Origin of the sequence: Actinoplanes sp. NPDC026670 (assembly GCF_040638175.1) — a bacterium.
GTDB lineage: Bacteria > Actinomycetota > Actinomycetes > Mycobacteriales > Micromonosporaceae > Actinoplanes.
In genome coordinates, this window is sequence record NZ_JBEZXU010000046.1 from 1 (window position 1) to 9296 (window position 9296).

Sequence of the window (9296 nt, forward strand, 5' to 3'; positions counted from 1 at the left end):
GTCATAGCGGAGGGGAAACGCCCGGTTACATTCCGAACCCGGTAGCTAAGCCCTCCAGCGCCGATGGTACTGCACTCGGGAGGGTGTGGGAGAGTGGGACGCCGCCGGACTCAACGTATGGAAAGGCCCACCCGGGTAACGGGTGGGCCTTTTCGTGTTTCCCGGCCAGCGTCTGACGGCCGGCGTGAGTTCGGGTGGACAGCTGTGGCTCGAATCGGACCGTAGGTCGGCACACGGGGTGGGTGCGGTGCGGATCGTAGGCCGGGACGCGAGGTGGGGTGCGGTCGCGGCGCAGCCGAGGGCTGGGTGATCTGCGGTTGGGGGAGCGGTGGCCGTACCCGAAAAAGGTTGTCCTTCTTGACAGAGATGGCTCCGGTTAGGCATAGAAGGGGGTAACGCGGGGCCGACCGGTGCAGGATCAGGGCGAGGGAGGGACGATGCGGATCAGCGACATTCTGCGGGTCAAGGGCGGGCAGGTGGTCACTGTCCGGCCCGAAGCGAGTATCGAGCAGCTGCTGGCAGTTCTGGCTGAGCACGGGATCGGCGCGGCCGTCGTGTCGCGGGACGGTTCGGTGGTGGACGGGATCGTCAGTGAGCGGGACGTGGTGCGGGCCCTCGCGGCTCGTGGCGCGGGAGTGCTGACGGAGCCGGTGAACACGATCGCGACCGCCCAGGTGCGGACGGTCACGCCGGAGGCGCAGCTGGAGGAAGTCGAGCGGTTGATGACCGAGCGGCGGTTCCGGCACGTGCCGGTCGTGGTGGACGGCGAGCTGCGTGGCGTCGTCAGCATCGGTGACGTGGTGAAGAACCGGATCGGGGAGCTCGAGGATGAGCGGAGCTCCCTGGCCGACTACATCACCGGCGAGCGGGTCTGAACACGCCGGTGCCGCCGCTCTGTCAGCAGGGCGGCGGCACCGGGCCGGGTCAGCGGTGCAGCAACGCGGCCAGGCGATTGCGGCTCCGGGCCTTCCGGCGCCGGTTCACCAGCACCGCAGCGGCCGCTGCGGCAGCCAGCAGCAGAGTAGTCGCGGTCACCGTCTTTCTGGGATTTCGTCGCACGGACTCGGTCACCCGTTGGCGCGCCTGCTCGGATGTGCCGTTGATGTCGGCGGGGACCTCACTGATCGTGGTCTGGTTCGTGGTCATCGCTCACCTCTCCAAGGGAGAATCGCAGGGCTTGGCGACCATATGCCCGTTCTGTGGCGATATTCAACCCTGCGTCACGGTTCATTCACGCTCCAGAGCCGACGTTAATCCGACGCCGCGGCCGGCGTTGTCACCGATCCGACAGGATTAATCCTCTCGGCCTCGTCGGGTCGGCCGCCCGAGGAAGGTTTCCGGTCGGCTGCGGATGGCGATCTGCCGCCGGGAGGAGTCTGTTTGCCGCTGCCGACGGCGGCCGGGGCGGGCGGGGCCGGAACGGAAGGCGCAGCAGCGGCAGCGGCGGAGGCCGGCTCGGGCAGCGGAGCCGGTTTGGACGGCGTGGCCGGGGAGGCAGGGGCGGCAGGGGCGGAGGCTGGCTCGGTGGGCGCCGCCGGGGTGGAGAGGCCGGCAGCCGCGGAGGCTGGTTCGGTGGGCGCCGCCGGGGTGGAAGGGGCGGCTGGGGCTCCGTAGATCACCGGGATGGCCACCGTCTTGGTACGGGCGTGGTAGTCGGCCATCGGGTCGTCCTGGGTGTCCTCGACATCCACGTAGGAGTACGACGTGACGGCCGGCGGAGCGACATCGTCGGCGTCGGAGAACAGGCGGTCGCGGATCGGCGTGGGCGAGATGCCCGGCCGGGTGCGGGTGCGCGGGGCCAGCGCCCCGGCGCTCTTGGGCACGTTGACCAGCACCGGGCTGACGTTGCCGTGCAGCACCTCGGCGAGCTCGGCAAGCGCGCGCCGGACCGTGTCACGGCGGGTGCGGGCGAAATCGGCGACGAACAGCACGTGATCGCTGAGAGCGGCCAGGGCGATCGAATCGGCGGCGCTGAGCACGGCCGGCGAGTCGAGGATGATCACGTCGGCGTGTTTCTGCACGGCCCGCAGCACCCGGCCCAGCTGGCCGCTGTCCAGCAGGTCGGTGTGCTCGTCGCCGCGGGGGCCGGCCGGGATCAGGCGCAGGCGCGGCACCGGCGTCCGCTCCAGCACCTCGGAGACTGTGGCGTCACCGTCGAGCAGCGTGGTCAGGCCGTGGTCGACGGTCGTCTGGAAGATGTGGTGCAGCCGTGGGTTGCGCAGATCAGCGTCGACCAGCACGACACTGCGGCCGGACCGAGCGAGGGCGACGGCGAGGTTTGCGGCGGTGGTGGTGCGGCCCTGCCGGTCGCCGGGGCTGGTCACCAGGAGGGTGGTGGCGCCGGTCGGGCGCAGCGACGACTGGAGACGGGACCGGAGGTAGCGGTACGACTCGGCGGCGGGGGAGCCGGGCTCGCGCAGCACGATCGGCGGTCCCTCGGCGCGCCGGTGGCGGGGCACGGTGACCAGCACCGGCCGGCCGATGAGCGCCGCATAGTCGTCCCGGTCGCGGATCGCCCCGCGGGTGCGAGCCCGCAGGAACGCGGTGCCGGCGCCGAGCAGGAGACCCGCGAGCAGCCCAGCGGCCAGGTCGGGGACGAGCGCGCGGACGGTGGGCGCGGTCGGCAGGTACGGTTCGGTGAGCACCGACGAGCCCGGCCGGTACGCGGTGTACGACTCGGCGAGCGCACGGGCCCGGACCCGGGCGCTGAACCCGTCGTCGGCGGTGTAGACGAACCGCAGCACATCCGGCCCGGCAGGCTCGACGGTCAGGCCGGCCAGCAGCCGGGTGGCGTCGATGCCGAGCCCGGCCGCCGCGGGCAGCGCGACCGCGTCGGAGGCGATGATCTGCCGCTCGGTGACCAGGTCGTGCCGGGCGCCGACGAGGACTGTCGTCTCGGTCCGGTAGGGGGCCGGCGCCACCCGGTGCAGACCCCAGGCGGCGGCGCCGGCGGCCGCGGTCACCACCAGCACCCAGGGGCCGTAGCGGTGCAGTATTCGCGCGGCCCGCCCGTAGGTCGTCATCGCTGGTGGTCCTCCCCGTTTCCTGACTCTCAGGGCGGGATTCTGCCACCGGGGTACGACAGTTCGCGTCGATCTTTCCGGCGATTCTCAGCGGACCACGGTCAGCCCGGCGCGGCGTGGTGAGCGGAGCCGGCGGACGGTGTTGACGGCGAGCGGCGCCAGGAAGAGCATGACCAGGTCACGGCCGAACGGCACGGGCGGCGGGAGGCCGTCGTTCCCGGTGTCGATGACCGCCCAGAGCACCGTCCCTGCGGCCGCCGTCAGGAACGCGATGCCGGCCAGCGACAGCATCGCGGTGGCGGGCCGCCGGAACCGGTCGCCGTGACCCCGCCAGTAGCCGGGCAGCCAGCGGTCCATGAGAACCGCGAAGAGCAGGGACGGCAGCACCGCCCACGCCGCGATGGTGAGGGACAGCAGCAGGCCCGCGTCCTGCACGGTGGCGCCGACCGCGCCGGTGGTGGCCAGCATGATCACGTCGAAGCGGCGCAGCCCGTAGCCGGCCTGCGCGGTCAGCCAGATGCCGCCGACCACGAGCGGGGCCAGCGGGAAGACCGGGATCAACGGAGTGATCAGGAATCCGGCCAGGAACACCGTCACGAACACGGCGGAGCGCAGGACGTAGCGGGGGTTGCTCACGGCGGCGAACTTCGGCAGGCCACGGCCGGGGATGAGCATTTCGGCAAGAGCGCGGCAAAGTCCCGTTCCGTCCGGGGCGGCCGGACGTTCGGCGGTTGCTTCCGCTTTCTTGCGGTTCGCGTCATCGGGGGTATCCGGGCGGCAGCGGTCGCATTCACGTGGCGCCCCGATCGTACGCATCATGACGCGCATCGATCGCCGTTACTTCGTGCTCGGCGGTGCCGCCGCCGCTGGATCGCTCGTCCTGGCCACGTCCGCCTCGGCCGCTCCGCTGAATCCGTTCAAGCTCGGTGTCGCCTCCGGTGACCCGTACCCGACGAGTGTGGTTCTCTGGACGCGGCTGGCGTTCCAGCCGCTCAACGCCGACGGGCACGGCGGCATGCCGCGCAAGCCCATCGCGGTGCAGTGGCAGGTGGCCACGACCGCGAAGTTCAGCCGGATCGTCGCGTCGGGCACGGTGAACGCCCGCTGGGCCGACGCGCATTCGGTTCACGTCATCGCCCGGGGCCTTCAGCCGGGCGCCGTCTACTACTACCGCTTCCGGGCGTACGGCCAGATCTCGCCGATCGGGCGGACCCGGACCGCGCCGGCGCCCGGGACGTTCGGCCCGGATCTGCGGATCGCGGTGGCGTCGTGCGCCAACTACGAGAACGGGTACTACACGGCGTACCGGCGGATCGCCGAGGAGAACCCGGGGCTGGTGCTGTTTCTGGGCGACTACATCTACGAGGAGAGCGGCGCGCCGGGCCGGGTCCGGTCGCACGCCGGCGGGGAGACGATCACACTGGCCGACTACCGGCGGCGGTACGCGCAGTACCGTACCGATCCGGATCTGCGGGCCGCGCACGCCGCCGCGCCGTGGCTGATCGTTCCGGACGACCACGAGGTGGAGAACAACTACGCCGATCTGGTACGCGCGAACACCCGTCCCGCGTTGACCGGGGCGCAGTGGCGGGCCCGCCGGGCGGCCGCGTACCGGGCGTACTACGAGAACATGCCGTTGCGTTCCGGCACCTTCCACCGCCGGATCGGGTGGGGGCGGCTGGCCACCTTCCACATGCTCGACACCAGGCAGTTCCGTGCCGATCAGCCGTGTGGCGACTACTGGAAGGTGTGCGCGGCGGCGGAGGCCCCGAACCGTACCCTGACCGGGGCGGCGCAGGAGAAGTGGCTGCTCGACGGCCTGGCCCGGCACGACGGCGTCTGGGACGTGCTCGGCCAGCAGGTGTTCTTCGCCAGGTACGCCGACGAGGCGGGCGCGGCCAACATGGACGCCTGGGACGGGTACGCCGGCGCCCGGGACCGGCTCCAGCGTGGCTGGCTGCAACGTGGGGTGCGCAACCCGCTGGTGCTGACCGGTGACGTGCACGCGGCGCTCGCCAACGACCTGAAGACCGACTACCGCGATCCCGGTTCGGCGACCATCGGCACCGAGCTGATCTGCACGTCGGTGACGTCGAACGGGGACGGCACGTCACGCCGGGACATTCCGTGGCCGGGGGTGAACCCGCACATCAGGCACTACTCGGAGCGGCGCGGGTACACGATGGTCACGATCGGCCAGGACCGGATCCGGGCGGATTTCCGGGTGCTGCCGCGGGTCAGCCGGCCGGGCGCGGCGGTGTCCACGAACGCGTCGTTCGTGGTCGAGGCCGGCCGCCCGGGCCTGCACCGGGTGTGACGACAAGGCGGGTGTGACGGTCAGCTTGCGGCGCTGGTCAGGAACCGCAGGAGGGGACGCAGTTCGATCGGCACACACGGCTCGGCCACGGTGCCGCGCCAGTGCCGCCCGCCGTACTCGACGGCCAGCTGGTAACGGGTCAGGTCGGCGTCGGAGGCGGCGCCGATCTCGGCGCCCACCCGGGTCAGGTCGATCTGTTCGACCAGCCTGGCCAGTTGGGCGGCCTGATCCTGGGGGAGGGTGTCGGAGTCCAGCACGACGCGCAGCGACCGTTCCCGGAATCCGCCCGATCGACGCAGCTCGGCTCGTACGCGAGGGGTCACCCTTCCGACGGTGTCACCCGGACGGCGTCCGCGCTGTCAGATCAAGGGCAGTCCGGGTGCGGCGGTCAGCACTCGGGGCGGCCCAGGCGCCAGTAGCCCATGAACGCGACCGCGCGCCGGTCCACGCCGCATTCGGACACCAGGTGGCGGCGCAGCGTCTTGATCACCGCGGCCTCGCCGGCCAGCCAGGCGTAGAAGCCGTCCGGGGTGCCCGCCGACTCCTCCGGCACCTCCCAGAGGATGTCGTGGTCGACGTCGACGTCCTCCAGATCGGCAGTGGCCGGGGCCGTGCAGTCGCCGAGCAGCGGCTGCGCGGCCTCGCGGACCGCCGGGATCAGCTTGACGCCGTGCTCGTCGCCGTCACGCGGCAGCCACGTCACGGTGAACCCGGCCGGCTTCGTGATCTCCAGCTGGTCCGCCGCCTCCGGAACCTCGAGCAGCGCGTGACCGACCGCGTCCTGCGGCAGGCGGGACAGGATCGACGCGATCGCCGGGACCGCGGTCTCGTCGCCGACCAGCAGAATCCGGCGGGTCGCGGCCGGCGGGTGGAAGTCGATGCCGCCGGAGGCGCCGGTGAAGTCGGCGTTCGGCCCCAGGATGCACATCCGCGAACCCGGTCCGGCAGCCACCGCCCAGCGCGACGCCGGGCCGTTCACCCCGTGCAGCACCATGTCGACGTCGATCTCACGCTGCCCGGCGCGGACCTCGCGCACGGTGTACGTCCGGATCGGGTTGCGCTGCTCGTCGGGCAGGCCGCGCCACTGCGCGTACCAGTCGGGGCCGGTCGGCAGGTGCTCGTGGCCGGAGCCCGCCAGCGGCGGGATCAGCTTGATCCGCTGGTCCCACCCGTTGTCGGCGAACCGGTCCAGGTCGTCTCCGGTGAACGTCACCCGCAGGAAGTTCGGGCTCAGCCGGACGATGCGGGCGACCTCGACCGGGAAGAACCGGAACGGGGACGCCTCGGTCGGCACGACGGTCTGGGTCACGGTTCGCCTCCTTGTTTAGGTAACCCTAACCTAACTGCTGCCTCGACCGGTGTCATCACCGCCCCCGGTCGCACCCCTTTCGCAACCATGATCACCCTGCGGTTCGGCCCGGCGCCGCCGATCAGAACGGTCCCAGGGCGCACCCCGTGCGCCCTACCCGACCGTGTGGCGCATCCGTGCGCTCCGCCCGGCCGCGCCCGTCTCCGCGGGCCGGCCAGGCTCTCGAAGGAGATGACATGCCGCAGACCCCGTCCGCAACGACCACGGCACTGACGTTCAGCGACGCCGACGCCCTGCCGTGGCTCGCGGACGACTGGGCCGCGGCGCTCCAGCCGCCCACCGTCCTGATCGCCGACGACGACGGCGACGTCCGTGACCTGGTGGCGGTCAAGTTGCGCGCCGCCGGTTACCGCATCCTCGAAGCCGACAACGGCCGCACCGCGATGTCACTGGCCGTGAACGAGCGCCCGTCACTGGTCCTGCTCGACGTCTCCATGCCCGGCCTGGACGGCCTCGGCTTCTGCTACGAACTGCACTCCTCCCCACAGACCGCCCACATCCCGGTGATCATCATCAGCGGCCGCGGAACCCCGCACGACATGATGCTCGGCGAAATGGTCGGCGCCGAGGACTACCTGGTCAAACCCTTCAGCCCGGCGGAACTCCTGCGCCGCGTACAGCACCTGGTCCCCGCCCACCCCTGACCGAATCCCGGTCCAGGTCCGCCTGCCCGTCCCGCTTTGCGGTGCTCCGGGCAGGCGCTTTTTCTTGTACGGCTACCCGCACCGTGGTCGAGCCACGCCGCAACGTTCCCCCACCCCAGACCCCCACCGCGACTCCCGGTTCTCGTCCGGTTTCCGCGACTGTTCCGGTTCTCGTGCCGGTTCCTGTATTTGTTTCATGGGTATTCCGGATTCCGTGTCGATTCCGTCGGCGATCCGGTTCCCGTGGCCCGCCGCGCACGCTCCACCGGTGCGATGTCATCCGAGGTCCCTTGCCCTTTTCGGCGATCTTGCACGCTTTTCCATCCTCTTCGCGATCTTGCACAATTTTTCCTGTCCAGGAATGGCAATTCGTGCAAGATCGCGGATGCGCTGGCGATGTTGCACGAATTTCCACGCTGGGGAATGGAGTACCGTGCAAGATCGCTGGCGGGGCGAAAAAACGTGCAAGATCCGTGGAGGATCGTCGAGCAGTGGAGGGGTGAAAGGGCGAAGGAGCATGCAAGATCGCCAAGTGGCGCCGGGATCCGTGCAATCGCGTACACCGCCGACCGCGGGCCCCGGATTCCCGTCCCCACGAAATGCGGCTCGCGAGTTCGGGGCATAAAACTAGGCGCTGATTCAGTTCGATTATGGGGTGCGCGATGGCGCGATTGATTGATGGCGCGACTGCTTGATGACGGAGCCTAATGGCGAGATTGTTGAAACAACACTTCAGGCGTGTCCTCACCCCGCAACGGCATGACCGTTTTGTGACGGGATTTCTTGATTGCGGGACTTCTTGGCGGCGCGATTGTTTGAGGCGGCGTGACCGTTGGTGGCGCGACTGCTTGAACGCGGGGATGGGTGGTCATGGGGTGGGGTGGATGGTCAGGGCTGCTCGTAGCTGGGCGGCGACTTCGGCCGGGCGGTTGCGGATCGCCCAGGCCGGGAAGCGGAGCACCCGGTCGCCGGGGATCCACAGGGCGTTCTGGCGTTGCATGTCGGCCCACCACTGCTGGACGTTCTGGTGGTGGGCTCCGTCGATCTCCACGTGCAGCCGGTGGGCGGGGAAGTAGGCGTCGAGGTAGTTGACCCGCCCGGCGGTGTCGCGGCGGCGATGCTGCATCACCGGTTCGGGCAGCCCCGCGGAACGGCACAGGCGCAGGAACTCGGCCTCGGGCAGTGACGTGACGCCGGATGCGGCGTCACGGACCGCGTCGTTGATCACCGCTCGGTGGCGTGCCCGTGGCATGTTCGCCAGCACCTGTGCTACGTCCTCGGTGCGGGCCAGCCGCTGCTGGAATCCGGACAGGATGATCACCGCTGCCTGTTCTGGTGACGGCTGCCACTGCGCGGCGTCGATCAAGGATCGGGCCGCGGTCGTCGCGGGCGGCTGGGCGTTGGAACGCACGTCCGATGTGGGCAGCCGGGTGCTGCGATGCACGACGACATCGGTCGGCGGGCGGCCGGTGTAGGCGCGGGCCGGGATCAGCACATGGATCGGCTCCGCCGCGAAGCCCTGGAATCCGAGCCTCTCGAGCGCGGTCAGCCCGCCCAGCCAGGCGATGTGGCCGCCGACGGTGCCGAGGACCGCGATCCACTGTCGCTCGTTCCGCCCGAGCGGGCCGGAGTGCGCGACGTAGACGCCGCGATGGACGTTCTGCCAGCGCCCTGAATCCAGCCGGTGTTCGATGGCGCCCCGGCTGAGATGCTCCAGCGCCTGCACGCGGGTGATCACCCGGTGCTGCTGGTCCAGCAGCACCCGGAACGCGGACTGATCAGCATTCATGCGACCGATCGTGACCGCGGATCCCGGCCCCGGCGACGCAGACCGACCACGCCTGTGGAAAACGCAAGACTGTGGACAACACGCGATTGTTGGCGACGCGCGACTGTGGATCACGCGCGGCAGTTGGGACGCGGCACTGTCAGGGCGCGGGACT

At 70.5% G+C, this 9296-nt stretch carries 9 protein-coding genes and 1 rRNA gene; 4 read left to right on the top strand and 6 right to left on the bottom strand.

All coding sequences use genetic code 11. The features are described from left to right. Both rrf and AB0E94_RS35040 read left to right on the top strand, forming a co-directional pair. Window positions 1-110 (top strand): 5S ribosomal RNA (rrf, locus tag AB0E94_RS35035); the annotation flags it as partial. Between the two features lie 327 nt (window positions 111-437). Beyond that, entirely contained in the window at window positions 438-875 is a 438-nt protein-coding gene (locus AB0E94_RS35040) for a CBS domain-containing protein (RefSeq protein ID WP_360335405.1), read from the top strand. Window positions 876-924: 49 nt separating this feature from the next. On the opposite strand, the gene AB0E94_RS35045 is transcribed toward AB0E94_RS35040, so the two are convergent. The 3 genes from AB0E94_RS35045 to AB0E94_RS35055 all read right to left on the bottom strand — a co-directional run bounded on the left by AB0E94_RS35045 (window position 925) and on the right by AB0E94_RS35055 (window position 3698). Continuing rightward, window positions 925-1146 (bottom strand): hypothetical protein, encoded by a 222-nt coding sequence (locus AB0E94_RS35045; RefSeq protein WP_360335407.1) that lies wholly within the window; start codon window positions 1144-1146, stop codon window positions 925-927. Between the two features lie 104 nt (window positions 1147-1250). Then, a complete protein-coding gene (locus AB0E94_RS35050) occupies window positions 1251-3023 on the bottom strand; it encodes a CpsD/CapB family tyrosine-protein kinase (RefSeq protein ID WP_360335409.1) in 1773 nt (590 codons plus the stop codon). Between the two features lie 87 nt (window positions 3024-3110). After that, window positions 3111-3698 (bottom strand): hypothetical protein, encoded by a 588-nt coding sequence (locus AB0E94_RS35055; protein WP_360335411.1) that lies wholly within the window; start codon window positions 3696-3698, stop codon window positions 3111-3113. A gap of 142 nt (window positions 3699-3840) precedes the next feature. Between AB0E94_RS35055 and AB0E94_RS35060 the strand changes: the two genes are divergently transcribed. Next, window positions 3841-5340 carry an alkaline phosphatase D family protein gene (locus AB0E94_RS35060; protein ID WP_360335413.1) on the top strand — a complete coding sequence of 500 codons (1500 nt, stop codon included), beginning with the start codon at window positions 3841-3843 and terminating at the stop codon, window positions 5338-5340. A gap of 20 nt (window positions 5341-5360) precedes the next feature. Here the strand turns inward: AB0E94_RS35060 and AB0E94_RS35065 are convergent, their stop codons facing one another. Then, complete coding sequence (locus AB0E94_RS35065; protein ID WP_360335415.1) at window positions 5361-5663, bottom strand: protealysin inhibitor emfourin; 303 nt, start codon at window positions 5661-5663, stop codon at window positions 5361-5363. A gap of 65 nt (window positions 5664-5728) precedes the next feature. Further along, window positions 5729-6649 (bottom strand): siderophore-interacting protein, encoded by a 921-nt coding sequence (locus tag AB0E94_RS35070; RefSeq protein ID WP_360335417.1) that lies wholly within the window; start codon window positions 6647-6649, stop codon window positions 5729-5731. A 236-nt stretch (window positions 6650-6885) separates the two neighbouring features. On the opposite strand from AB0E94_RS35070, the gene AB0E94_RS35075 reads away from it, so the two are divergent. After that, a complete protein-coding gene (locus AB0E94_RS35075) occupies window positions 6886-7353 on the top strand; it encodes a response regulator (protein WP_360335419.1) in 468 nt (155 codons plus the stop codon). Between the two features lie 868 nt (window positions 7354-8221). Here the strand turns inward: AB0E94_RS35075 and AB0E94_RS35080 are convergent. Continuing rightward, window positions 8222-9142: a type IV toxin-antitoxin system AbiEi family antitoxin domain-containing protein gene (locus AB0E94_RS35080; protein ID WP_360335421.1), complete on the bottom strand. Its 921-nt coding sequence runs from the start codon at window positions 9140-9142 to the stop codon at window positions 8222-8224. Window positions 9143-9296 lie beyond the last annotated feature (154 nt).

Bases quoted from the DNA above. Each gene is read 5' to 3' on its own strand.
- AB0E94_RS35075 (WP_360335419.1), top strand. From the start codon at position 6,886: ATGCCGCAGACCCCGTCCGCAACGACCACGGCACTGACGTTCAGCGAC.
- AB0E94_RS35060 (WP_360335413.1), top strand. From the start codon at position 3,841: ATGACGCGCATCGATCGCCGTTACTTCGTGCTCGGCGGTGCCGCCGCC.
- AB0E94_RS35045 (WP_360335407.1), bottom strand. From the start codon at position 1,146: ATGACCACGAACCAGACCACGATCAGTGAGGTCCCCGCCGACATCAAC.
- AB0E94_RS35080 (WP_360335421.1), bottom strand. From the start codon at position 9,142: ATGAATGCTGATCAGTCCGCGTTCCGGGTGCTGCTGGACCAGCAGCAC.
- AB0E94_RS35040 (WP_360335405.1), top strand. From the start codon at position 438: ATGCGGATCAGCGACATTCTGCGGGTCAAGGGCGGGCAGGTGGTCACT.
- AB0E94_RS35050 (WP_360335409.1), bottom strand. From the start codon at position 3,023: ATGACGACCTACGGGCGGGCCGCGCGAATACTGCACCGCTACGGCCCC.
- AB0E94_RS35055 (WP_360335411.1), bottom strand. From the start codon at position 3,698: ATGCTCATCCCCGGCCGTGGCCTGCCGAAGTTCGCCGCCGTGAGCAAC.